Here is a 24,610-nt window from a genome sequence, read left to right on the forward strand (position 1 = left end):
GTGGTCCACTTTGCTTGGGTGCCGGCGCTTCGAAAAGGGGCTTCTAGGAAGCGCGGCGCACGGAACGAAATCATCTGCGTTCGATACTGGCTTCCGGGCGGCGTTGCTCTCGAGCGGAGAGACACTCATCGCGGTGGGACGCGAGGATCGATGCGGGGGGTACATCGGCCTTGACGTCTCGACCTTCGGGCACGCCGCCCGGAAACCCGCGGCCGCGGGAACGCGCGGCCGACCTGTCTGTCGTCAGCGCAACTGGCTGGCTTCGTCGCCCTCGGCCGAGGCGGACTGCTGTGCGGTGCCGCCAGGGAGTTTCACCTTCAGGTTCTCGGTCATGAACTGCGTACCGGCGGCGACCACGACGTCACCCGGTTTCAATCCCTCCGCGACACGCACGCCGTCGGGGGCGAACTCTGCGACCTTGACCGAACGGGCATGGACGGTGTCGGCGTCACGATCGACCGTCCAGACGATTGACTGGCTGTCTTTCTCGGCCAGCGCACTGAGCGGGATGGACACGAGCTGCTTTTCGTTAGCCGCCGACGCTTCGATATTGGCGGTCATGCCGAGCAGCACGCGTGGGTCGTTGGGCAGGCTGACGCGGACGGCAAAGGTGCGCGACTGCGGATCGGCGCTGCCGGCGACCTCACGAACCTTGCCACCGAGCTTCAGCCGATCGTCCGACCAGAAGCCCGCCTTGACGTCCTTGCCCGGCTTGAACTCGGCGATCTCCATTTCCGGAACCGCGATCAGCACTTCCTTTTCACCGTCGACCGCGACGGTGACCACGGGCGTGCCCGAGCCGACCACCTGGCCGACATCGGCGTTTACCGCCGTGACGATGCCATCCCTGTCGGCCTTGAGGTCGGTATAGCCGACCTGGTTCCTGGCCTGGGCAAGCGTCGAGCGGGCGGAGTCGCGCGTGGCGACTGCCTGGTCGTAGGTCAGTGTCGCCTGTTCGAGCTGCGATTTCGGCGCGAAATTCTTGGCGAAAAGCTGTTCGGCGCGCTTGCGGGCGAGTTCGACCGTCTCGACCTGCCGTTCGGAGGCATCGAGTGCTGCCTGCGCGCTCTTGACCGACAGGTCATAGTCGGAGGGATCGATGCGGGCGAGCACGTCGCCAGGCGCCACGTGCTGGCCGATGTCGACGAGACGCTCGGTGATCTTGCCATTGACCCGGAAACCCAGCGTGCTCTCGGTGCGGGCGCGCACCGATCCGGAATAGGACAGCGTGCGGGTGTCATGCGCCTGGGCGATCTCGACGACCTTGACCGGGCGGACGATGTCCGTCACCTCGGCTTTTTCCTGCGAGCAGGCGGCGAGCGCAAGCGACGCGACGATCAGGCCGGCAGCCGGCAGCTTGCGAAGGATGGAACTGGGCAAAAACATCTTGGTACTCCCGACTGGAGACGGACTGTCGACACCGGCACCGGCTGGCGGCGGCTATTTCAAGGCTCTGATGGCGTAATCGATGAGGTCGTCGGGCATTGCCCGATTGGTCTTGGCGAGGCACTGCGCCACCATCTGCGGATGGCACAGGATGACGGTGGCGGCACCGAAGCACCGCGATGCGGTAACCGGGTCCTGCTTTCTGAACTCGCCGGCCTCGATGCCCTCGCCGATCACCTCGGCGAAGAGATCGTGAATGCTGTCGACATGCTTGTCGATCACGCCCCAGTCCCGCTCGAGCGCGACGATGACCATCTCGTGGACCTTCTGGTCGTCGAGCATGACCTCCATCGTCAGCTTGTACTGTGCATGCACATAACGACGCAGCCGCTCCTCGGCGCTGATCGGCAGGTGCATGATCTCGTACGCCATCTTGTAGCTGGCGCCGAGCATCCGGCCACATACGGCCTGGTGGATTTCGACCTTGGAAGCGAAGAACCTATAGATGTTCGCCGGCGACATGCCGAGTTCACGGGCGATGTCGGCGACATTGGTCTTGCCGTAGCCATAGTGCCGGAACAGGCGCTCGGCGCAATCGAGAATGCGCGTTACATTTTCCTGTCGGGCGACGTCGGCGACGATGTTGGCGGCTTCGGACATTAGCTCTCTGTCAAATAACGAGTGACGAATTTCGATTTTCATCACTCGTAAATCCAAATGAGCAGGGTGTCAACACCGATTCGATGTACGCGTACGATAGGTGACAAATGGTGACATCTAGTAGATGTCACAAGGCGCGCTCAGGATGCGGGCCATTGAAAATATTCTCTCGAAGACCGCCGGGGGGCTTCAGCCGACCTTGGCCATTTCCCGCAGCCGGAACTTCTGGATCTTGCCGGTCGAGGTCTTCGGTATCTCAGCGAAGATCACCGCTTTCGGCACTTTGAAGCGGGCGAGCAGCGTCCGGCAGTGCTCGATGATCTCGGCCTCGCTCGCCTCCTTGCCCGGCTTCAGTTCCACATACGCGACAGGCACCTCGCCCCATTTGTCGTCACGGCGCGCCACGACGCCGCAGGAGGCGACGGCAGGATGCTTGTAGAGCGCTTCCTCGACCTCGATCGAGGAAATGTTCTCGCCCCCGGAGATGATGATGTCCTTGGAGCGGTCCTTGAGCTGGATATAGCCATCCGGGTGCATGACGCCGAGATCGCCAGAGTGGAACCAGCCGCCGCCGAAAGCCTCGTCAGTCGCCCTGCGGTTCTTCAGATAACCCTTCATGACGATGTTGCCACGAAACATCACCTCGCCGATGGTCTTGCCATCGGCGGGCGTCTCGGCCATGGTCTCCGAATCCATTACCGTCAGGCCTTCGAGCGCGGCATAGCGCACGCCCTGTCGTGCCTTCTTGCCCGCCCTCGCCCCTTTGTCGAGTGCGTCCCAGCCATTATGCCATTCGTTGACGACTGCGGGACCATACGTCTCTGTCAGGCCGTAGAGATGAGTGACGGCAAAGCCGGCATCGGCCATGCCCGACAGCACGGCTTCGGGCGGCGGGGCGGCGGCCGTGTTGAAGGTTACGGTTTGCGCAAACGCGCGCTTGTCCTCGTCCCTGGCGTTGACCAGCACCGACATGACCACCGGCGCCCCGCACAAATGGGTGACGCCATGATCGGCGATAGCGTCAAAGATGGGCTTCGGTCGCACCCAGCGCAGGCAGACATGGGTGCCGGCCTGGACGGCGAGCGTCCAGGGAAAACACCAGCCATTGCAGTGGAACATCGGCAAGGTCCAGAGATAGACCGCGTGCTTGGCCATGCCGGCATGGATGGTGTTGGTGTAGGCCATCAACGCAGCACCTCGGTGATGGTAGACGACGCCTTTGGGATTGCCTGTGGTGCCCGACGTATAATTGAGCGAGATCGCATCCCATTCGTCGTCGGGCATCGACCAGGCGAACGCCTCGTCGCCATTGGCGACAAAGGCCTCATAGTCCACCGTGCCGACCCGCTCGCCTTTCGGATAGGGCGCGTCGGTGGCGTATTCGGGATCGTCGTAGTCGATGACCAGCGGTTTGACCCCGGCCAGACCGAGCGCTTCCCGCACCACGCTGGAAAACTCGCGATCGACGATCAGCACCTTGGTCTCGGCATGGTCGAGCTGGAAGGCGATGACGGCGGCGTCGAGACGCGTGTTGAGCGAGTGCAGCACCGCCTTGGTCATCGGCACGCCGAAATGCGCCTCCAGCATCGGCGGCGTGTTCGACAGCATGACCGTCACCGTGTCGCCCTTGCCGATGCCATGCTTGTGCAGGGCAGAGGCGAGCTTCAACGAACGGCGCCAGAAACCGCGGTAACTGATGCGCTGACTGCCATGGATGATGGCGACATGGTCGGGATAGGTTCTTGCCGCGCGCTCCAGATAGGTGAGCGGCGTCAGTGGCTGGTGGTTGGCGGCGTTCCTGTCGAGATCCTGTTCGTAGGGATTGGCCATCCCATTCTCCCCAAACTCTTTTCGAGCTTTCTAACCTTACACTCGTCGTCACGCTATCCCCCCTGAAGGGCTGAGAATGCTATCCTGCACCGACTTGCTAGAATGGGAATCTCGATTGTGCCGCGCCAGCATGAGATCTCTTCATGTTTGTCCAAATTTGACTTTTGTCGAGAGCCGTGACTAATGTCAGCCAAGGAGGCGGCATGGCGATCCGACCGGCAGAACAGCTCATCCACAAGGCGGCCTGGCTTTACTATGCCCATGGGCTTCGCCAGGACGAAGTGGCCAATCAACTCAACATTTCGCGCGCTTCCGTCGCCATGTATCTGCGCAAGGCGCGTGAGACAGGCATCGTCAACATCTCGACCTCGACGCAACTCTTCACGGACGACGTCATGGCGCGCAGGCTGGAAGACGCCCTGAAGCTCGACGCCGTCTGGATCGCGCCTGAGAACGCCTATCTCGCCGACCCCTCGACCGATATCGCGGTGCTGGCGGCAAGCGTTTTCCTGGAACTCGTCGGGAAAGGCGACCGCATCGGCGTCGCCTGGGGCCGCACCGTCTACACCATCGCCGACATCATGTCCTATGCCGACCTGCAGGACGTCACCGTGGTGCAGCTCTGCGGCAATCTCGGCGCGCCGTATTCCTACCGTCCCGATCAATGCACGATGGAAATCGCGCGACGGCTCAATGCCAAGGGCCTCAACTTCTACGCGCCCCTGGTGCTGTCGACCGAGGAACTGGCGCAAGGCCTGCGCGCCGAACCTGTGATCCGCGACCAGCTTGCCGGGATCAGCGACTGCGATCTTGCGCTCTACTCCATCGGCGCGGTCGATGCCGACAGCCATCTGGTGAAGTGCGGCGCGCTGACGGCGGCCGAGATGGCGGCGCTGCGCAGGGAAGGTGCCGCGGGTGTTATTGCCGGGCAGATCATCGATGCCGGTGGCGAGTTGCTCGACTGCAGCTACAACCGGCGGGTCATCTCGGCGGGGCTTGCTTCACTGCGCGTTATCGGGAAGCGGCTGATGGTCGTGCAGGAAGACAGCAAGTTCGAGCCGCTGCTCGCGGCGATCGCCGGCGGCCTCTGCACGCATCTGGTGGTCGGCGCGCATATGGCGCAGCGGCTGCTCGATCATGCCGGAATGTCAGCAGAAAAGGCATCCTGAAAACCAACGCTTTGCCGACGCATTTGTCATCAAGGCGTTGCGGCATTCCTGTTCACCATCAAAGATAGCAACTGGACGAAACGAACATGAAGAATCTGTGGAACGACGACGCGGCCGAAAAACTCGTTGCCGATTATGCGAAGAAGGGCGTCGGCCGCGACCTCGCCTTGCGCGTCTACACGACGCGGCTTCTGGGCGGTGTGCCACAACTGGTCCTGCATGGCGGCGGCAACACCTCCTGCAAAATCAAGGCGACCGACCTCGTCGGCGACGAATGGGACGTGCTGTGCGTCAAGGGCAGCGGCTGGGACATGGCCGTCATCGAGCCGCAGGGCCTGCCCGCCGTCAAGATGGGCGCCCTGCTCAAGGCGCGCAAGCTGGACAGGCTTTCCGACGAGGACATGGTCGCGTTGCAGCGGGCCAACCTGATCGACCCCGCCTCGCCCAACCCTTCGGTCGAGACCCTGCTACATGCCTTCCTGCCGCATAAATTCGTCGACCACACCCACTCCACCGCCATCCTGGCCATCGTCGACCAGGAAGACAGCAAGCCGCTGGTGGCAAAGGTGTTCGGAGCACAAATGGGCTATGTGCCCTACATCATGCCAGGCTTCGATCTCGCCAAGGCGGCCGCCGATGTGTTCGACGCCGACCCGACGGTAGAAGGCCTGATCCTCGACAAGCACGGCATCTTCACTTTCGGCGAGGATGCCAGGCAGGCCTATGATCGGATGATCCACTATGTGAACGTAGCCGAGGCTTATGTGGCCGAGCATGCCAAGCCGAAGGCTGCAAAGGCGGCATTGCCGGCAAGGCTAGCGTCACCGGCGGCGATCGCGCCCATGCTGCGCGGCGCTGTAGCGGCGCCACGCGGCGAAGGTCGCTTCGACCGCATGATCTCTGACTTCCGCACCTCGGACGCGATCGTCGATTTCATCAGTTCTGCAGAGATCGCCGACTATGCAGGACGCGGCGTGTCGACGCCGGATCTGTCGATCCGCATCAAGACCGGGCCGATGGCCGTGCCAGCGCCCGACGCCGACAAGATCGGCGACTACAAGGCCGTAATCCAGAACCATGTCGACGCTTTCGCCAAGGATTACCGCGCCTATTTCGAGACCAATGACGCGCTCGACGACGTCAAGCGCACCATGCTCGATCCGATGCCCCGGCTGACGCTGGTGCCGGGGCTCGGCATGTTCGGCCACGGCCGCACGCTGAAGGACGCAAGGATCGCCTCGGACGTTGGCGAGATGTGGATCGAGGCCGTGCGCGGCGCCGAGGCCGTCGGCCGTTTCCACCCGCTATCCAAGGCCGACCTGTTCCCGCTCGAATACTGGTCGCTGGAACAGGCCAAGCTTGCCTCCAACAAGCCGAAGCCGCTGACCGGCCAAGTGATGCTGATCACCGGCGGCGCCGGTGCAATTGGTGCGGCGACCGCAAAACTGTTCGCCGACAATGGCGCTCATGCCGTCGTCGTCGATCTCGACGCCGAAAAGGCCGCTGATGCCGCCAAGAAAGCCGGCAACAATTCGATTGGCGTCGGCGCCGACATCACCGACCCGGACCAGATGCGTGCCGCCTTCGACAAGGCGGTCGCCGTCTTCGGCGGCGTCGACATATTGGTGTCCAATGCGGGTGCTGCCTGGGAAGGCCGCATCGGCGAGCTTGACGATACGCTGCTGCGCAAGAGCTTCGAGCTCAATTTCTTCGCCCACCAGTCGGCAGCGCAGAACGCCGTGCGGATCATGCTGGAACAGGGCACCGGAGGCGCACTCCTGTTCAACACCTCCAAGCAGGCGGTCAATCCGGGTCCAAAATTCGGCGCCTATGGCGTGCCGAAAGCGGCGACGCTGTTCCTGTCAAGGCAATACGCGCTCGACTACGGCGCCCATGGCATCCGCTCCAACGCCGTCAACGCCGACCGCATCCGCTCGGGCCTGTTGACCGACGCCATGATCGCCAGCCGCTCCGGCGCGCGCGGCGTGTCGGAGAAGGAATACATGTCCGGCAATCTGCTCGGCCAGGAAGTAACGGCGCAGGATGTGGCGCAGGCCTTCCTGCACCATGCATTGGCCGACCGGACGACCGCTGATGTGACGACGGTCGACGGCGGCAACATAGCGGCGGCGCTACGGTAGGTTTGCAAGAACCGCGTTGTCGGCGACGAATTGCAGCTTGCTGGTACCGGTTCGCATTCCGACCTGTTCCGTGAGTGAAGACAGTCTTCGATAGAAAAGCCGCCTGCAACAATTGCTGCAGGCGGCTCTCAGTTGTTAGCCTTATCGCTTGCAGCGAAACCTACTTCGCGTTGGGGTTCGGCATCCAGGCCGGCATGGCGACGTCGGCATGGGCGAACTGCGGCAGCTTGGCCGACAAGTCTTCCATGTTCTTGATGTCCTTGTCGATCAGCTCCTGTTGGGTGATCAGCGTCGGCGGCACGATCACGTTGTGGCCGGGATCTTCGCCGGCGAGCAGTTGCGCCAGGGCGCGCACCGAGACCTGCCCGACGACGGCCGGGTTGGTGGCGGCGGTTGCCGCCCAGGCACTGTCGGGCTCGCGCATCGCCGCGATGTCGGACGTCGAAATGTCGGCCGAATAGATCTTGATCTTTTTGTTCAGGCCGGCTTCGTCGACGGCGATCTTCACGCCCTTGGCGAACTCGTCATAGGGCGCGAACATCACGTTGATGTCGGGGTGTGCCGACAGGACCGAGCGCGCCTGGTTGGCGACGGAGTTGGCGATCGGATTGTCGAGCGTGCCGAACATGGCGGCTTCCTTGATGCCGGCATGCTTTTTCTTGACGTCTACCCAGGTCTCGTTGCGGCGGTCGAGCGGCGCGATGCCGGCGACATAGACATAGCCGGCATTCCAGCTCTCGCCATTGTCCTTGACTGCCTGTTCAAGCGCCAGCCGTGCCAGGTCTTTGTCCGACTGTTCGATTTGCGGGATCTTGGGGTTTTCGACATTGACGTCGAATGCCACCACCTTGATGCCCGCGTCGACGGCGCGCTGGGCGGCGTCCTTCATAGATTCCGTCAGGCCGTGCTGGATGATGATGCCCTGCACGCCGAGCGCGATGGCCTGATCGACCATGTCGGACTGAAGGGCGGCGTCCTGGCGGCTGTCGAGCACGCGCAGGTCGATACCGAGCGCCTTCGACTGCGCCTCGACGCCCGACAGATAGGCCTGGAAGAAGTCGCCGGTCGAGAGATAGCGGACCAGCGCGATCTTCACGCCAGGTTTGTCGAACGGCGCCGGCTTGTCGGCGGCAAATGCCCCCTGCATCAGCATGGTTGCGCCGGCGAGCCCGAGCGCCACTTTCCCCAGAAGTCTTCTTGTGATGTTCACCTTGTTTTCCTCCACTTTTTGTTGAACCCAAAATCCTGTCCGGCCGAATGCTAGTTCCTGCCCCTGCCCGAAAGGGCAAAGGTGAAGACAAGGGCGACGACCAGAACCACGCCCTTGACGAAATCCTGCGTGTAGTAGGGCGCGTTCATCATTGTCAGGCCTTGCAGCAAGATGCCGACGAACAGCGCGCCGATGGCGGTTCCGAAAGCGTTTGGCTTGGCGGCGCCGAGCACCGCGTAGCCGATCAGCGCCGCGGCAACCGCATCGAGCAGCAGATTATTACCCGAGGCGATGTCGCCACGTCCAAGCCGGGCGGCGAGCAAAATGCCACCGATCGAGGCAAAAACGCCTGAAATAACGTAGGCCCAGATCTTGTATGCCTTGACAGGCGCGCCGGCGAGTTCGGCGGCGCGCTCATTGCTGCCGACCGCATACATCATGCGGCCGAAGCGGGTGTATTCGAGGAAGAACCAGATGAGCACCGCCAGCACCAGAAGCACGACGACCGAGACCGGGATGAGGTTGGGGATGAAGAAGTCGAAGCGGTGGCGGCCAAGCGCCAGGAAGGCATCGGAGAACTTGCCCCCGGCGACCGAGCCATCGGGCATGGTCATGCCGGTGGCGATGGAGCGGCCTTCCGTTGGGATGCGCTGCAGACCGACCAGCAGGAACATCATGCCGAGCGTCGCCAGGAGATCGGGTACGCGCATGTAGACGATCAGCCAGCCATTGATCAGGCCGACAATGGCGCCGATCGACAGGCAGACGATGACCGCCACGAATGCATTCTGCTCCAGCACCACCATCACGTAGGCCGCCGCCATCATGGCCGAGGTTGCGACCGAACCGATCGACAGGTCGAAGCCGCCGACGACAAGCGTGGCGGTGACACCGAGCGCCAGCACGCCGGTGATGGCGACAGACTGGAAGATGAAGACGNGATGAAGACGGCACTTTGCGGCGAGACGAACCCGTCGGCGGCGATCGCGAAATAGGCAACCAATCCGAACAGCAGCACGATGAACCCATAGCGGATGGCGTAGTCGCGCAGCGTCATTCGGCGCACCCCGGCGCCGCTGCCGTTTTTACCCAACTCGAAGCCATGGTCTCTCCATTCCAATTCCATCGGCCGCCACGCTCAGGCAGCGCTGTGCAGCGGTCCACCGGCAACCTCGGCCAACAGGCGGTCGAGGTCGACATCGGCATTGCGGTGTTCGCCGACGATCGTGTGCTCCGACATCACCAGGATGCGGTCGGCCGTCTCCAGCGCTTCGTCGAGTTCGGTGACGAACAGAAGCGTGGCGCGGCCATTGGCGCTTGCCCTCAGCTTGGCGGCGATATCGCGCCGGGCCGAAATGTCGACGCCCTGGAACGGCTCGTCGAGGATGAACAGCGCGGCATTCTGCGCCATCCAGCGGGCGACCATCACCTTCTGCTGGTTGCCGCCCGACAGCGCCGACATCTCGTCCTTTTCGGAGCGGCAGACGATGCCTAGTTGCTCGATCTGCCTGCGTGCGGTGGCGCGTTCGAGGCGGCCCCTGAGCACACTCAGACTGGACATGCGCTTCAGAAAGGGCAGGCTGACATTGCGCTCGATGTTGAAGCCGTCGACGATGCCGCTGGTCGCACGATCCTTGGCGACGAGGAACACGCCGGCTGCGATCGCGTCGCCAGCCGAGCGCGGCGCGTAAGGCTTGCCGTTCATCGTCATGGTGCCGGCGAGCGGCCGGCGCACACCGAACAGCGTTTCGGCAAGAGCGGTCTTGCCGACGCCGACGAGGCCGGTGATGGCGACGACCTCGCCATCGCCGAGTGTCAGCGACATCGGCTTGGCGCCCTGCGCGATGCGCAGGCCTTCGACGCTCAGGACCGCCCTGGCGGAACTCCTGGCCACGATCCGGTCGAGATGGATCTTGCGGCCGAGCATGGCGTTGACCGCGCCTTCATAGTCGAGCGGCTTGGTATCGAAGGCGCCGGAGACGACACCGTCGCGCATCGAGACGATGCGATCCGCGAGCCGCCTGATGTCCGACATGCGGTGCGAGATGTAGAGGATCGCCACGCCCTGCTCGCGCAGCCGGTCGACCAGCGCGAACAGCCTGTCGGCCTCGGCACTGGAGAGCGACGAGGTCGGCTCATCGAGGATCAGCACTTTCGGCTGGTGCGCCAGCGCCCGGGCAATCGCCACCATCTGGCGGTCGGCCAGCGAAAGATCGCTGACGCGCGCCTTCAAATCGATGGCCAGCCCCATGCGGTCGGCGACCGCCCTGGCCTCACGGCGCACGCGAGCGGGATTGAACAGGGTCGGCACGCCCCGGCCGCTCAGCCTGTCGAGCGTGAGATTGGTGGCGACATCAAGGTCGGCGACGACGCCGTCATTGATGTTCTGGTGCACGGTGACGACGCCGGCGCGGATAGCTTCCGCCGGAGTGTTCGGCGCGAAGTCCTCCCCGGCGAGCGTCATGGCGCCGCCGCCACGCTCGTAAACGCCGCTGACGATCTTGACGAGGGTGGATTTGCCGGCGCCGTTGGCGCCCATCAGCACGGTCACTTCACCGGCATGGAGGTCCAGCGCGATGCCGCCAAGCACCTCGTTACGGCCAAAGGATTTCCTCAGTCCCTCTACGCGGAACACGGCATTACCGACCATGCGTTCCTCCCTGGTGATGACGCTATGGTCAATGTCGGCAATTGTCAACACGATTGACAATTGCCAGACAGCTTCCTAGCTTGGCCCCGCCGCTAGGGCTCCCTATGATCGGAGCACATAGGCGGGAGGGACAAGAATGACTGGGAACTTGCCGTTCGAAGCATTGTCGGTGGAGACGCTCGCAACACGTCTGGGCGCGAACGAGGCCTTGTGTGCCAGGATCGGGAAGGACACCAGCGCCTGGAAAGTTCGCGAGGTCGGCGACGGCAATCTCAACCTGGTGTTCATCGTCGAAGGCGCCAGTGGCGGCGCCATCGTCAAGCAGGCCCTGCCCTATGTCCGCCTCGTCGGCGACAGCTGGCCGCTGCCGCTCAAACGTTCTTTCTTCGAATACCATGCACTGACCCGGCAAGAGGCGCGCGCGCCGGGCTCGGTGCCGGCGATCTACTACTTCGACGAGGTCCAGGCGCTGATCATCATGGAGTATCTGGCGCCGCCACACATCATTCTCAGGCGCGCCCTGATCGACGGGCGCCAGTTGCCGAACATTGCCAGGGATATCGGTCTGTTCATGGCCCGCACGCTGTTTCGCGGTTCCGACCTGTCGATGGTGACCAAGGACCGCAAGGCGGATTTGGCGCTGTTCGCCGACAATGTCGAGCTTTGCGACATCACCGAGAACCTGGTGTTTTCCGACCCCTATTTCGACGCCAAGATGAACCGCCACACCAGTCCGCAGCTCGACGGGCTGGTCGCCGAACTGCGCGCCGACCGCGACCTCAAGGTGGAGGCGCAGCGGCTGAANCATATGTTCGCCGCCAATGCCGAGACGCTGCTGCATGGCGACCTGCATTCCGGCTCGATCATGGTCACCGATCAGGAAACGCGGATGATCGATCCGGAGTTCGCCTTCTACGGTCCGATGGCCTTCGATGTCGGCATGCTGCTCGCCAATTTCTGGATGTCGTTCTTCTCGCAGCGCGGGCATGAGCAGAACGGGAAGCGCGACGCCATGCGCGCCTATCTGCTCGGCGTCACGGCTGAAACCTGGGCGGTGTTCCGCGCCGAGTTCTCGCTGTTATGGCACACCGAGCGCACCGGCATGCTCTATCAAAAAAGCCTGTTCGAGGATCAGGGCGACCGGCTGGGCGCCGAGCAGGCGCTCGACAACGTCCTGCACCAGATCTGGGACGATCTGCTCGGTTTTGCCGGCATCGAGGTGCACAGGCGCATCCTTGGCCTCGCCCACAATGCCGACTTCGAGACCATTGCCGATGAAGATCTGCGCGCCAGTTGTGAGGCGAAGGCACTGAAATTCGGCCGCCACATCGCCGTCAACCGGCGCCAGATCCACAGCATCGACGAGATCAATAATCTGGCCGCGCTTATCGAACAGGAGAACAGCATTTGAACGTCGGCGACCGCCACTACCGGACCATCTGGCTCAGCGAGGACGGCCGCTCGGTGGAGATCATCGACCAACGCTGGCTGCCACATGAATTCCGCATCGAGAAGCTCGTCACTGTCGCCGGCGTCGCCACCGCGATCCGCGACATGTGGGTGCGTGGCGCACCTCTGATCGGGGTCACCGCGGCCTATGGCGTCGCCATGCAGATGACGGATGATGCATCCGACGAAGCGCTCGACACTGTGTGGGAGGTACTGCACGATACCAGGCCAACGGCAATCAACCTGCGCTGGGCGCTTGACGAGATGCGCCGTTTCCTGCGGCCGTTGCCGCTTGGTGAACGCGCCGCGGCCGCCTACCGGCGTGCCAACGAGATCGCCGACGAGGATGTCGGGCTCAACCGCGCCATCGGCGAGAACGGTCTCGCCATCATCAAGGATATCGCGGCGCGCAAGCAGCCGGGCGAGACGGTCAATATCCTCACCCACTGCAATGCCGGCTGGCTGGCGACGGTCGACTACGGGACAGCCACTTCACCGATCTACCTCGCTGTCGAAGCCGGCATTCCGGTCCATGTCTATGTCGATGAAACACGCCCACGCAACCAGGGCGCCCAACTCACCGCCTGGGAGATGGCCGGCCACGGCGTGCCGCACACGCTGATCGTCGACAATGCCGGCGGCCATCTGATGCAACGCGGCGCAATCGACATGGTCATCGTCGGCACCGACCGCACCACCGCCGACGGCGACGTCTGCAACAAGATCGGCACCTATCTGAAGGCACTCGCCGCCGCGGACAACGACGTGCCGTTCTACGTCGCGCTGCCTTCGCCGACCATCGACTGGACGGTGGGCGACGGACTTGCCGAAATCCCGATCGAGGAACGCTCCGGCGACGAGGTTTCGCTGGTGTGGGGCAAGACAGCGAGCGGCGAGATCGCCCAGGTACGCGTCTCGCCCGAAGCAACGCCTGCGGCAAACCCCGCCTTCGACGTGACGCCGGCGCGGCTGGTCACCGGGTTGATCACCGAACGCGGCGTCGCCAAGGCGTCGCGCGAAGGGCTGAAGGCGATGTTCCCCGAGCGGGGGTAGTCGGGCCGCGCTCAGAACTCGGCGTTGTCCAGCGCGTTCACGAATTCCAGCGAGCGCCGCAAGGCGCCGCGAATGGTGCCGATATCCACCGGCGTGCTTCGCCGCTGGGGATCACTGCGCCGCGGGCGCTGCAGCCGCAACGGCAATTCGATGCTGACTGGCAGCGTGGCGGGCAACACGGCCCAGTAGGATGCATAGTCGACAGAGCCGTCGCCGATGGCGCAGAACGCCCACCCCGCCCCGGTGCTGACGACATCCTTCAGATGAGCATGTCCAACCGTATCGATGGCATCAGCGATATCTTGAGCCGGCTGCATCGTCTCGCCGCTGTAGGTGAAGACGTTGCCGGCATCGTGGTTCAGGCGGACGTACGGCGATCCGATATCGCGGACGAAGCTTGCCCCTGATTGAGCGCTGCCGAGCAGATCGCCGCTCCCATGCCCGGGGTTCTCGAGCGCCATAACAACATCAGCCTGTTCCAGCCGCGGCAGAACGGCATCGATCGTCGCGCGGATAGCCGCGCTGTTTCTCGCCGAACCGGTATTGGTGATCAGGAACGAAGCGCCAAGCCCGGCGGCAAAGCCGATCCGCCGGGACAACGCTTCGATCGCATCGGGCCCCGACAGGTCGAGATGAGCCGACACGGCGTTGATGCCAAGCCCGGCATTTTGCGCCGTCCGGCGCAGCTTCAATGCCTGCGCCTCGGCAAACATATCCTCGTCGAAATCGACATAGCCGCTGATAAAGGCCGGCTCGACATGGACACCCACAGCGGCAATCTCCTCGATGGCGAAATCGATGGAATAGCCGTCGAAGAGAGCGGTCGATACCGATACGATCCGCGAAGGCAGGGCTCAGGCTCCCTTGCCGTAGACGATCAGTTCCGAGGCTTCCTTCACCTTGGCCGGCGAGAGTGCCTCGCGCCAATCGTCACGGACCACGACGCCCTTGGCGAAGCGCATCAGGCGCAGAGCGGCGTCGGACGGCACTTTCGGCGAGAAGCCGAACCACATGGCGATCTCGACATTTAGATGACCGATCAGGAAGTCGAGCGCGGCCTGCCTTGGAATGCCGTATTTGCGCTCGCACTCCTCGACGGCCTCGACCATCGTGTCGACGAAAGGCATGGCGACCATTTCGGACAGGCCGGGCTCCAGGATTGCCAGCTGTTCGACCGTCACCCGGTGGCTGTCGATGATCGGCGACCACATTGCCTTACACACCTCCTCGCCAAGCGCGTAGTCCTCTTCGGGTCCCTGCATCAGGGCGCAGACGATCGACTGCCTGGCGATGCCGCCATGATAGTCGCGACGCGCGGCCCACTCCGTCTCGTCGCCGAACAAGGGCGGATGGCAGGGATGACCGACGAAATAGGTGAGATCCGGTCGATCGCCGGGCAGGTCGCCGGCATAGGGCGCCGCGGCATCCAGAACGAGGATCATGGTGCCCTTGGCAAGCATCGGCGAGACCTGCCGCGTCACCTGGCCGATGATGTTGTCCGGCAGGGCCATGACCACCACTTTGGCTCCGGGAATGCCTTCCTCCATGGCGACGGCGGCGATATCAGCTTCTCCCAGCCGCTTGCGGCCGGCCTCTCCGATCTCCACGGCGCGGACATCGTAGCCCGCTTCGATCAGCTTACGTGTCACGCGGAAGCCCATCTTCCCGCCTGCTCCAAGCACCGCTACGGATATCCTCATATCTCTTCTCCCATTTTATCTTGATGGCGCGCCGATGACGCAGATTCAGCCGAACGCTTGCAGCGCGGCCTCGAGCTCCGGACGCGTGGCGGCGTAGTCGCGCGCGGGAATGCCTGCCGCCGCGGCTTCGAAAGCATCGTGCAGGCTTTGAACGCCGGCGGCCGGACCGCCTGGATGCGCCATGATCCCGCCGCCGCAGCAATAGATGAAATCGTTCGAGCCGAGCCTTTCATAGGTCTCGCCCGCCTGCACCGCGGTCTGTCCAGACGAAAACACCGGCATCACCGTATCGGGACGGTCGGCCCGGCCGAACATCGGAGTGAGGCAGGCGTGGGCGGATGCCATCACCGAACCGTCGAGCTCGCAGAATTTGTTGGACAACCCGTTGACGTGCATGTGGTCGATGCCGGCCAGGCGCCAGAATTTCTGGTAGGCGAGATAGCTCATGCCGAGATCAGGAGAACGGCTGAAGAGGCCCCAGCCCGCCCGATGGCCGTGAAGCGCAACGGCGGAATGCCGGCGCATCTCGACGACACCCGACAGGCCGACGGAATTCAGGACCAGCATGGCGCAGGTGCCGCCACGGCGCTCGATCAGATCAAGCTGGCGGCGCATGGCGTCGATGTCCCCGGAAATGTTGGCCGCGTACATGACCTTGCGCCCGGTCCTGTCGGCGTGCCGGTCGATGACAGCCATGACCGCCTCGAACCGCTGTTCGAACGGCGAATGCGGGGGATCTCCCATCAGTTCGTCGTCCTTGATGAAGTCGAGGCCAGATGAGATCAGCGTATCGGCCAGGGTCGCGGTCTCCGCTGGCGTAAGACCGACGCTCGGTTTGACGATGGTGCCGACCAGCGGCCGTCCCGTGACGCCGGTCAGACGACGCGTGCCTTCGACAGCGAAAGCCGGCCCCCGATAGGCATTAGCGAAGACATCGGGAAAGCTGACGTCGAGCAGACGCATGGCCGAGAAATGATGCAGCTCGAACAGATTGCCGAGAACCGTCGACCAGACCGAAGCCAGCACGGTGCCCATGTTCTCGACGTTCCAGGAAAGACCCACTTTGGCCCGGCGCGGCCTGACGGCCGCCGTATCTCGGGGCGCGCGCGAAAACGGCAACGCCTCGCCATCGACCTCGCCAAGATCCTCGATGAATTCGACGCGCGCGCCGAATCTGAGCAGCAGTTCCGGCGTCTCCCCAGGGATGGGACGGAATGTCCCGCTCGATTGCTCACCCGCCATCGCGGCCGCGGCGACCTCCATGGGATAGCGGGTTTCGATCAGGTAGGTGGCGTTAAGGCGACCGGTCAATGCAGGCTTCCCGGCTGGAATGAACTTCATGGCGGGAGCGATAGCATCAAAAAGATATCATGTCATCACATGAGTTTTCTCGATCAAGAAATTTTGCGGCTGTCAGCTCCCGCCGTCGCTGCCGGCCAGTTTCGAATAGAGTTCATTGGCGCGGCCTATATGGTCCGCCATGGCGGCGCTGGCGCCTTCGGCGTCGCCGCCGGCGATCGCCTTGTAGATGCGTTCGTGCTCCTCGACCGTCAGACGCTCGGCGCCTTTCACCGCCACGAGATCGCGCTTGAAGCGCGACAGCCATTCGAGCATGCCCTTGGCCACGGCCGCGATCATCGAATTGCCGCTCATTTCAGCGATGACGGCGTGGAATTCCATGTCGGCGGTTACAAACCGAGCCTGGTCGCCCTTTGCCTCGCGCAGATGGCGCAAGGTCTCGGCAAGCCGTTCCAGGCTCTTGGCCGTTGCACGTCGGGTGGCGATCCGGACCAGGCCAGTTTCCAGCAAGAGCCTGACTTCCTTTAGGTCTTCAAGCCCGCGAGAGTTCGTCGCCAGCATCATGACCATAGCCGCTGAGACCTGATCGACGATCACCTCCGGCGTCGGGTTGATGACGCGCGCGCGTTCGCCGTGCGAAATCCTGATGAGCCCCATCTGTTGCAGCGTCAGCATCGCCTCCCGGATCGACGGCCGTCCGACGCCGATCATCGTCATCAATTCCTTTTCCGACGGCAATTGGGAACCAGGCGGAAATTCGGACGTCGAGATCGCCGCCATCAGCCGATCGAGAACCTCGACATACAATTTCTTCTTCTGGACCGGTTCCATCCGCATCTCTCCTGATCGTTTCTCGACGCAATCGACCCCGAGTCGCACGGACAGGCAAGGTCCCCGCTGTGATTGACATTACATATATGATGACCTAGCGTCCAGTGTGGCCAATCTCAACGCGGCGCATGATGGCAACATGGTCGCCCCGACCGGCTGCCAGGGATGAGAAAGAAAACCCGGCGGGCGCGCGTTGCCCTGTCGACGCAATCAAATGAAGTTCCGAGCGGCTTGCCTATTTGGTATGCTGGTATAACATGTAGCTGGTATGGTGTCTTTCGGAAGAGACAGCATTACGGAGTGACAGACGAGCCGATCCAGGTCGGCCGGTTTTTGGGAGGAGAAATCATGAAGTTTTCAATTGTGGCGGCGCTTGTCGGCGCCGCGCTGGCCAGTGTTTCTGTTTTACCGGCGATGGCATCGTCGGACAAACCGGTGATCGCGCTCGCCAACGCCTATTACGGCAACACCTGGCGCCACCAGATGGTGGAGGCGTTCGAGGCCTCGGCCAAGGAAGCCAAGGCGGGTGGCCAAATCGCCGATTACATCATCATGAACGGTGACGGCTCGGTGGCGCAGCAGAACAGCCAGATCGCCGAGCTGATCCTCAAGAAGGTCGATGTACTCGCCGTCGACGCCGCCTCGGAGACCGCGGTCAACGGCATCATCGAAAAGGCCTGCAAGGCCGGCATCATCGTCGTTTCCTTCGATTCGGTTGCTTCGGCGCCCTGCAACTACCAGCTCAACTTCGACTTCAAGGGCTACAAAGCGGCCCAGGCCGAAGCCGTCTTCAAGATGATCGGCGGCAAGGGCAACGTCATCCAGGTGCGCGGCGTGAAGGGCTCTGCGCCCGACAACGACATGTTCAACGCGCAGCAGTCGGTGCTGGCGAAATATCCCGACGTCAAGGTTGTCGCGACCGTCTACGGCCAGGCGACCGCCTCGGTCGCGCAGGCGGCGATCGCCAACGTCCTGCCCTCGCTGCCACATGTCGACGCAGTGCTCGCTCAAGGCGGCAGCGACGATGTCGGCATCGCCCAGGCCTTCGTCCAGTATGGCGGCGATTATGCGGGCAAGATGCCCGTCATCGAAGGGGGCGGCGGCACCGACTTCGTAAAATGGTGGGCCGAGGAGAACGCCAAGAACGGCTACCAGACGGTCTCGATGAACACCACGCCCGGCATCGGCGGCGCCGCCTTCTGGCTCGGCCTGTCGCTGCTCAAGGGCGCCAAAGCGCCGAAGATGATGATCATGCCGGTGGCTACCGTCGATGCCGGCAACCTCAAGGAATATGCCAAGCTGCCGGGCGGCCAGATCATCAGCCCCAGCTATTCGCTCGACTGGGTCAAGCAGAACCTGCTCAGCAAGTAAGATCGCCATTGCCAGGGACCGGGCGCGCGCCAGACGGCCGCGCCCGGTCCCTGCCCGTAAGAATCGGAGGACGAATGTCCCATCTTGCCGTGACCGATCCGGAGGGCGCAGCCGCTACGGTGCCCGACACCAGGCCAAACGTCGTTTCGCTGTCGCGGATCACCAAGAGCTTCGGCCCGACGCTGGCGAATGCGCAGATCGACCTCGCCGTCTCGGCCGGCGAAATCATCGGCCTGGTCGGTGGCAACGGCGCCGGCAAATCGACGCTGATGCGTATCTTGTGCGGGGCGACGTCACCGACCCTCGGCTCGATTTCATTCACCGGCCAGGATGTGGGCTTCGCCGACTACGACACGGCGGCGGCGCAAAGGCGCGGCATCCGCATGGTGCACCAGGAACTGTCGCTGTGCGCCAACCTTTCCGTCGCCGAGAACTTCTTCCTGGAGACGCCAGGCGAAGCGGCCAACCGGCCGGGATGGCGAGCGCTCTATCGAGCCCGCGCCCGGGCGGCGCTGGACGCCGTCTTTCCCGCCAACGGCATCGATGTGAACGCCGAAGTCGGCCATCTCTCCATCGCCGAGCGGCAGATGGTCGAGATCGCGCGCGCCGCCGCCACGCCCGGCGTCAAGCTGATCGTGCTCGACGAGCCGACCTCCTCGCTCGACCTCGACCGCTCGAGGCAGTTGCGGGCCTTTATCCGCGAACGAGCCAAATCCGGCCTTGCCTTCATCTTCATCAGCCACAAGCTGCAGGAAATCATCGACATCGCCACGCAGGTGATGGTGCTGCGCAACGGGCGCACCGCCTGGCGCGGCGATGTCGCCGGCACTTCGATCGGCCAACTTGTGCAGCTCATGGGCGGCGACGCCAATTCGATCCACCAGCACAGCGCCGCCGCAGCCAGCAGCGGCGAGGCGCTGGTCAAATTGTCCGGCTTCCTGACCGCCGGGCTCGGCCGCGACATCGAGATCGGCCGCGGCGAGATCATCGGACTGGCAGGGCTCGAGGGCAGCGGCCAGAAGGAGTTGCTGCACGCCATTTTCGAGCCGGATTCCACCAGGGAGGCCGCGGTGACCAGGAGCGGCGATGCCGGTTTCATTGCCGGCGACCGCCAGAAGGAAGGCGTGTTCCCGCTGTGGAGCGTGCTTGGAAACATCAGCATCGGCAGCCTCGCCCGCCGTCCGGCACTGGGGCTGGTTTCGGAGCGTGCCAACCGCGAGGCGGCGGCCGAAGCGGCCGGCCGGCTGCAGCTCGACGACAAGCGCTTCGCCTCCAACATCCTGGAACTCAGCGGCGGCAACCAGCAGAAGGCGCTGGTTGCGCGCGCGCTCGTCGCCGACACTCCGATCCTGCTGCTCGATGATCCGACTCGCGGCGTCGACATCGCCACCAAGCAGGACTTCTACAGGCTCTGCAACGAGATCGCGCGCAGCGGGCGCACGCTGGTCTGGCACACGACCGAAGATGCCGAGCTTTTGGCCTGCGACCGCGTTCTGGTGTTTTCGGGTGGGCGCATCGTCAAGGAATTGAGCGGAGAGGCGATCACGGAATCGGCCGTCGTCGGCGCATCCTTCGCCCAGCAGGCGGACACGCGCCCGCGCCCGCGACACAGCACCGCAAGCGCCGGGCTTGCCCGCCGGCTGGTGAACGCGGCTCCCTTCATCGGCCTCGCCGCCGTGCTGGCGGTGATGATCTCGGCCAACCCGGCGGTCGCTTCGATCTTTGGGCTCGACCTGCTCCTGATGCCGGCGCTGTCTCTGGTGCTGGTGACGGCGGCGCAGATGTTCATCGTCGGCGGCAGCGAGATCGATCTCGGCGTCGGCGCCTTTGCCGGCCTGGTCAGCGTGCTTTCCGCCACGCTGCTCTACGATCAGCCATGGCTCGGAGCGCTGGCGCTGGTGGCGGCGGTCGCCGCCTATGCCGGGCTTGGCGGCCTGATCCAGGCACGTAAGATCCCAGCCATCGTCGTCACGCTTGGCGCCTCCTTCATCTGGATGGGACTAGGCTACGCGCTGCAGCCGACGCCGGGCGGCGCCAGCCCCGAATGGCTGTCGGCGATGTTCAGCTGGTCTCTGGGTTTCCTGCCCACCTCCATCATCCTCATCGCCGCGGTCGCGCTTGTGGTGCTGTTGATCGACCGGCTGCCGCTCGGTGTGGTGCTGCGCGGCTTCGGCAATAATCCAACCGCCATGGTCCGCTCCGGCTGGTCGCCGACGCGCTACGCGCTGGTGCGCTACCTCGTCGCCGGACTGTTCGCGGCTGCCGCCGGCCTGTCGCTGACCGCGATCAACACGGCAAGCGACATTAATTCCGGCAATTCGTTCACGCTGCTCAGCGTCGCCGCCGTGGTGATGGGCGGCTGCTCGCTGTTGGGCGGCGTCATCTCGCCAGTCGGCGCGGTCGCCGGCGCGGTCACGCTGGCCTTGATCGGCGCCTTGCTCGGCACGCTGAACGTGAGCAGCGACTTCAACGCGGCAACGCAGGGGCTGATCCTCATCGCCCTGCTGACGCTGCGCAGCCTGACCGCCGATCGCAGGAGCGAACAATGAACGGCCTTGCCGCCTTCAGCCTCTGGGCGCAGAAAAACCGCTGGGTCTGGTCGGCGATCGGCGTGCTCGTGCTTTGGCTGGTGCTGTCCATCGTCACCAACCGGTTCAGCCTCTCCAGCTTGTCGGGCATCATTCTATCGGCGTCGTTCCTGACCGTGGTTGGCATTGGCCAGATGTTCGTCGTCACCACCGGGCGCGGCAATATCGACCTTTCGGTGGCCTCGGTGATCACGCTCAGCGCCTTCGTGGCGCTGCTCACCATCAAGGGCCAGGATGCTAACCTCGCCATCGGCGTGGGTGCGGCGATCCTGCTCGGCCTCGCGGTCGGCGGCTTGAATTCGCTGCTCGTCGTCGGGCTGAACATACCAGCTATCATCGCCACGCTGGCGACAGGTTATGTGCTGGCGACGGCAACGCTGCTGTCGAACCGCGCCATATCGGGTTTCGCCGTCAGTCCGCTCTTGAAGACGCTGGCGACGGGCCGCGTCTCCGGCGTGCCGATCATGGCCGTCATCGCCATTATCGGCGTCGCGGCGACCGCGTTCGTGCTGCGCTACACGGTGTTCGGACAGTTGCTGTCGGCGGTCGGCCAGAATCGCACCGCCGCGCGATTGGCGGCGATCCGCAACAACCGGATCATCGCGTCGGCGTTCATCATCTCGTCGGTGCTGGCTTCGCTCAACGGGCTGCTGCTCGGCGCCTATATAGGCGGCGCTTTCCTGGAGATGGGCCAGCCCTATCTCCTGCAGTCGATCGCCGCGGTGGTTCTGGGCGGAACGCTGATCTTCGGCGGCTCGGCCAGCGCCGTCGGCACGCTGTTCGCCAGCATCCTTTTGATCCTCATCGTCACCACCATGCAGATCGTCGGCTTGCCGCCAGGTGCACAGGACATCGTGCAAGGCATCGTCGTGATCTTCGTTCTGGCGCTGGCCGGCCGGCAGGTGCTGTCGCGGCGAGCCGCCGTCGACCGCGCAGGCGACGAGGACACGCTGAAATCCGAGTCAGGTGCGGCGGCGATCCGGCCGGAATAACACTCGGGATGATGATTTCTCTTGCCAAGCTGTGGTAGAGTGATCATACCAGTAGGCAAGATGACGATCGGCAATGCCGGCGTCCGCGACTAGGGAGCAAGGGCTAGATGACGACGATTGCGCTGTTCGGTGCCGGCGGCAAAATGGGCTACCGCCTTTCGACCAATTTCCGCGGTTCGCCCTATACGATCCGCCATGTCGAGGTCAGCGAGGCCGGGCGCGAGCGGCTGAAGAACGGACTGGGCTTCGACACGGTCAGCGCCGAGGAGGCGCTGGAAGGCGTCGACGTGGTGATCCTGGCCGTGCCGGACACCCATATCGGCAAGGTCGCGGCCGGCATCGAGAGCAAGCTTGCGGCGGGCACGATGGTCATCGTGCTGGATGCCGCCGCACCGTTTGCCGGCCATCTGCCTAATCGTCCCGACCTGACCTACTTCGTCACCCATCCCTGTCATCCCCCGATCTTCAACGACGAAACCGACATGGCGGCCAAGAAAGACTATTTCGGCGGCGTCAAGGCCAAGCAGCACATGGTCAGCGCGCTGATGCAGGGACCAGAAGCGGATTACGCCAAAGGCGAGGCCATCGCCAAGATCATCTGGGCGCCGGTAATGCGCTCGCACCGCGTTTCCGTCGAACAGATGGCGCTGCTTGAGCCAGGCCTTTCGGAAACGGTGTGCGCCTCGCTGCTGGTGGTCATGAAGGAAGCCGTCGACGAGGTGGTGGCGCGCGGCGTCGACCAGCAGGCGGCGCTCGACTTCCTGCTTGGCCACATGAACGTGCTCGGCGCAGTCATCTTCGGCGAAACCAAGGGCGTGTTCTCGGATGCCTGCAACAAGGCGATCGAGTTTGGCAAGCCGGTGCTGATGCGCGACGACTGGAAGCGCGTCTTCGAGCCCGAAGAGATCGCGGCCAGCATCCAGCGGATCACTTGAGAGCCTTCGGTACAGATCTGCCTTTAGGTACATATCACCTGAATTAGTGGTTGACTCATCATACCAGTTAGCTAAGCTAATGTTCGCTCGGATCACGCTTCGCCGGGAGTTCGATGCTGAGACGAATAGAGGATGGGGACAGGAACTTGCCTTGGCGGAGCCGGCGGCTTGAGCCCAGGCGGTCCGCACCCTTCACACGCTGACGAATTCAAACGCAGACAAGTGCCTCGAACGATCGAGACACAGGCTTTTCAAACGGGAGGACTTCATGAAACTAACACGCAGAATGACGCTTGCCGCCTTCGCCGGCGTGCTGGCGCTCGGCACGGCGATGCCCGCCTACGCGGCGGACCTCATCGCCATCATCACGCCATCACACGACAATCCGTTCTTCAAGGCGGAAGCCGTCGGCGCCGAAGCCAAGGCCAAGGAACTCGGCTACGAGGCGCTGGTGCTGGTGCATGACGACGACGCCAACAAGCAATCCGAGCTGATCGATACCGCGATCGGCCGGGGCGCCAAGGCGATCATCCTCGATAATGCCGGCGCCGACGCGACCGTCGCCGCCGTGCAGAAGGCTAAGGACGCCGGCATTCCCTCCTTCCTGATCGACCGCGAGATCAACGCCACAGGCGTTGCCGTGGCGCAGATCGTCTCCAACAACTACCAGGGCGCCCAGCTCGGCGCGCAGGAGTTCGTCAAGCTGATGGGCGAGAAGGGCAATTTCGTCGAACTGGTCGGCAAGGAATCCGACACCAATGCCGGCATCCGCTCGAAGGGCTATCATGACGTCATCGACGATTACCCCGACCTGAAGATGGTCGCGCAGCAGTCGGCCAACTGGAGCCAGACCGAGGCCTATTCCAAGATGGAATCGATCCTGCAGGCCAACCCCGACATCAAGGGCGTCATCTCCGGCAACGACACGATGGCGATGGGCGCCTATGCGGCGCTCGCGGCGGCTAACCGCAAGGATGTCATCGTCGTCGGCTTCGACGGTTCGAACGACGTGCGTGATTCCATCACCTCGGGCGGCATCAAGGCGACGGTGCTGCAGCCGGCCTACGCCCAGGCGCAGATGGCGGTCGAACAGGCCAACGACTTCATCAAGAACAAGAAGTCGCCCGAGAAGGAAAAGCAGCTGATGGACTGCGTGCTCATCAATGGCGAAAATGCCGCCAAGCTGGAAACCTTCGCGCTGAAGAACTGAGCAGGCGCGATATAATTGCGAGGGGCGGACACGCGTTCGCCCCTCAGTGCTTTATTTTGATGCAATTCCGGACGGGAAACCGTTTCACAGTTTTCCTGGAATTGCTCTAATTTCACGTTCCGGGTGCTTTTGACCG

At 63.4% G+C, this 24,610-nt stretch carries 18 protein-coding genes and 1 pseudogene; 9 read left to right on the forward strand and 10 right to left on the reverse strand.

Translation table 11 applies throughout. From position 1 onward, the window contains the following. Positions 1-243: 243 nt before the first annotated feature. From X742_RS161390 to X742_RS161380, 3 genes are all read right to left on the reverse strand, one after another. Positions 244-1,386, reverse strand: coding sequence for an efflux RND transporter periplasmic adaptor subunit (locus X742_RS161390; RefSeq protein WP_023771071.1), 1,143 nt, complete (start codon positions 1,384-1,386; stop codon positions 244-246). Positions 1,387-1,440: 54 nt separating this feature from the next. Beyond that, positions 1,441-2,046, reverse strand: coding sequence for a TetR family transcriptional regulator (locus tag X742_RS161385; RefSeq protein WP_015318925.1), 606 nt, complete (start codon positions 2,044-2,046; stop codon positions 1,441-1,443). 189 nt (positions 2,047-2,235) lie between these two features. Then, complete coding sequence (locus tag X742_RS161380; RefSeq protein ID WP_023771072.1) at positions 2,236-3,876, reverse strand: acyl-CoA synthetase; 1,641 nt, start codon at positions 3,874-3,876, stop codon at positions 2,236-2,238. Positions 3,877-4,079: 203 nt separating this feature from the next. Here X742_RS161380 and X742_RS161375 point away from each other — a divergent pair, with 203 nt between their 5' ends. Together X742_RS161375 and X742_RS161370 are read left to right on the forward strand one after the other, a co-directional pair. Further along, positions 4,080-5,045 (forward strand): sugar-binding transcriptional regulator, encoded by a 966-nt coding sequence (locus tag X742_RS161375; protein WP_023771073.1) that lies wholly within the window; start codon positions 4,080-4,082, stop codon positions 5,043-5,045. A gap of 86 nt (positions 5,046-5,131) precedes the next feature. Further along, positions 5,132-7,186 carry a bifunctional aldolase/short-chain dehydrogenase gene (locus tag X742_RS161370; protein ID WP_023771074.1) on the forward strand — a complete coding sequence of 685 codons (2,055 nt, stop codon included), beginning with the start codon at positions 5,132-5,134 and terminating at the stop codon, positions 7,184-7,186. 160 nt (positions 7,187-7,346) lie between these two features. Here the strand turns inward: X742_RS161370 and X742_RS161365 are convergent, their stop codons facing one another. From X742_RS161365 to X742_RS161360, 3 genes and pseudogenes are all read right to left on the reverse strand, one after another. Beyond that, positions 7,347-8,396: a substrate-binding domain-containing protein gene (locus X742_RS161365; RefSeq protein WP_023771075.1), complete on the reverse strand. Its 1,050-nt coding sequence runs from the start codon at positions 8,394-8,396 to the stop codon at positions 7,347-7,349. A gap of 50 nt (positions 8,397-8,446) precedes the next feature. Then, a pseudogene (locus tag X742_RS01000000169850) lies at positions 8,447-9,453 on the reverse strand (ABC transporter permease). An 81-nt stretch (positions 9,454-9,534) separates the two neighbouring features. Beyond that, positions 9,535-11,046 (reverse strand): sugar ABC transporter ATP-binding protein, encoded by a 1,512-nt coding sequence (locus X742_RS161360; protein WP_023771076.1) that lies wholly within the window; start codon positions 11,044-11,046, stop codon positions 9,535-9,537. 136 nt (positions 11,047-11,182) lie between these two features. Between X742_RS161360 and mtnK the strand changes: the two genes are divergently transcribed. Next, the gene (gene mtnK / locus X742_RS161355; protein ID WP_023771077.1) at positions 11,183-12,457 is read left to right on the forward strand and encodes an S-methyl-5-thioribose kinase; all 1,275 of its coding nucleotides are present in this window, start codon (positions 11,183-11,185) and stop codon (positions 12,455-12,457) included. Beyond that, the gene (gene mtnA, locus X742_RS161350; RefSeq protein WP_023771078.1) at positions 12,454-13,548 is read left to right on the forward strand and encodes an S-methyl-5-thioribose-1-phosphate isomerase; all 1,095 of its coding nucleotides are present in this window, start codon (positions 12,454-12,456) and stop codon (positions 13,546-13,548) included. Before mtnK ends, mtnA begins: the two co-directional genes overlap by 4 nt. Before the next feature lie 11 nt (positions 13,549-13,559). On the opposite strand, the gene X742_RS161345 is transcribed toward mtnA, so the two are convergent. The 4 genes from X742_RS161345 to nanR form a co-directional block, all read right to left on the reverse strand. After that, positions 13,560-14,261: a TIM barrel protein gene (locus tag X742_RS161345; RefSeq protein ID WP_245275500.1), complete on the reverse strand. Its 702-nt coding sequence runs from the start codon at positions 14,259-14,261 to the stop codon at positions 13,560-13,562. Between the two features lie 141 nt (positions 14,262-14,402). Then, the gene (locus X742_RS161340) at positions 14,403-15,248 is read right to left on the reverse strand and encodes a phosphogluconate dehydrogenase C-terminal domain-containing protein (protein ID WP_023771080.1); all 846 of its coding nucleotides are present in this window, start codon (positions 15,246-15,248) and stop codon (positions 14,403-14,405) included. A gap of 45 nt (positions 15,249-15,293) precedes the next feature. After that, positions 15,294-16,559: a ribulose-bisphosphate carboxylase large subunit family protein gene (locus X742_RS161335; protein ID WP_023771081.1), complete on the reverse strand. Its 1,266-nt coding sequence runs from the start codon at positions 16,557-16,559 to the stop codon at positions 15,294-15,296. Positions 16,560-16,661: 102 nt separating this feature from the next. After that, positions 16,662-17,378 (reverse strand): transcriptional regulator NanR, encoded by a 717-nt coding sequence (gene nanR / locus X742_RS161330; RefSeq protein WP_023771082.1) that lies wholly within the window; start codon positions 17,376-17,378, stop codon positions 16,662-16,664. A gap of 348 nt (positions 17,379-17,726) precedes the next feature. Here nanR and X742_RS0136340 point away from each other — a divergent pair, with 348 nt between their 5' ends. The 5 genes from X742_RS0136340 (at position 17,727) to X742_RS161310 (ending at position 24,474) form a co-directional block, all read left to right on the forward strand. Further along, complete coding sequence (locus X742_RS0136340; protein ID WP_031240494.1) at positions 17,727-18,749, forward strand: ABC transporter substrate-binding protein; 1,023 nt, start codon at positions 17,727-17,729, stop codon at positions 18,747-18,749. Between the two features lie 74 nt (positions 18,750-18,823). Then, positions 18,824-21,298 (forward strand): ATP-binding cassette domain-containing protein, encoded by a 2,475-nt coding sequence (locus tag X742_RS161325; RefSeq protein ID WP_023771084.1) that lies wholly within the window; start codon positions 18,824-18,826, stop codon positions 21,296-21,298. Then, positions 21,295-22,329, forward strand: coding sequence for an ABC transporter permease (locus X742_RS161320; protein WP_023771085.1), 1,035 nt, complete (start codon positions 21,295-21,297; stop codon positions 22,327-22,329). The genes X742_RS161325 and X742_RS161320 overlap by 4 nt, the downstream gene beginning before the upstream one ends. Positions 22,330-22,436: 107 nt before the next feature. Further along, positions 22,437-23,264: a phosphogluconate dehydrogenase C-terminal domain-containing protein gene (locus X742_RS161315; RefSeq protein ID WP_023771086.1), complete on the forward strand. Its 828-nt coding sequence runs from the start codon at positions 22,437-22,439 to the stop codon at positions 23,262-23,264. A 268-nt stretch (positions 23,265-23,532) separates the two neighbouring features. Further along, positions 23,533-24,474, forward strand: coding sequence for a D-ribose ABC transporter substrate-binding protein (locus tag X742_RS161310; protein ID WP_023771087.1), 942 nt, complete (start codon positions 23,533-23,535; stop codon positions 24,472-24,474). Positions 24,475-24,610 lie beyond the last annotated feature (136 nt).

It is taken from the genome of Mesorhizobium sp. LNHC229A00, from assembly GCF_000502415.1.
In the GTDB taxonomy this organism is placed as follows: Bacteria; Pseudomonadota; Alphaproteobacteria; order Rhizobiales; family Rhizobiaceae; genus Mesorhizobium.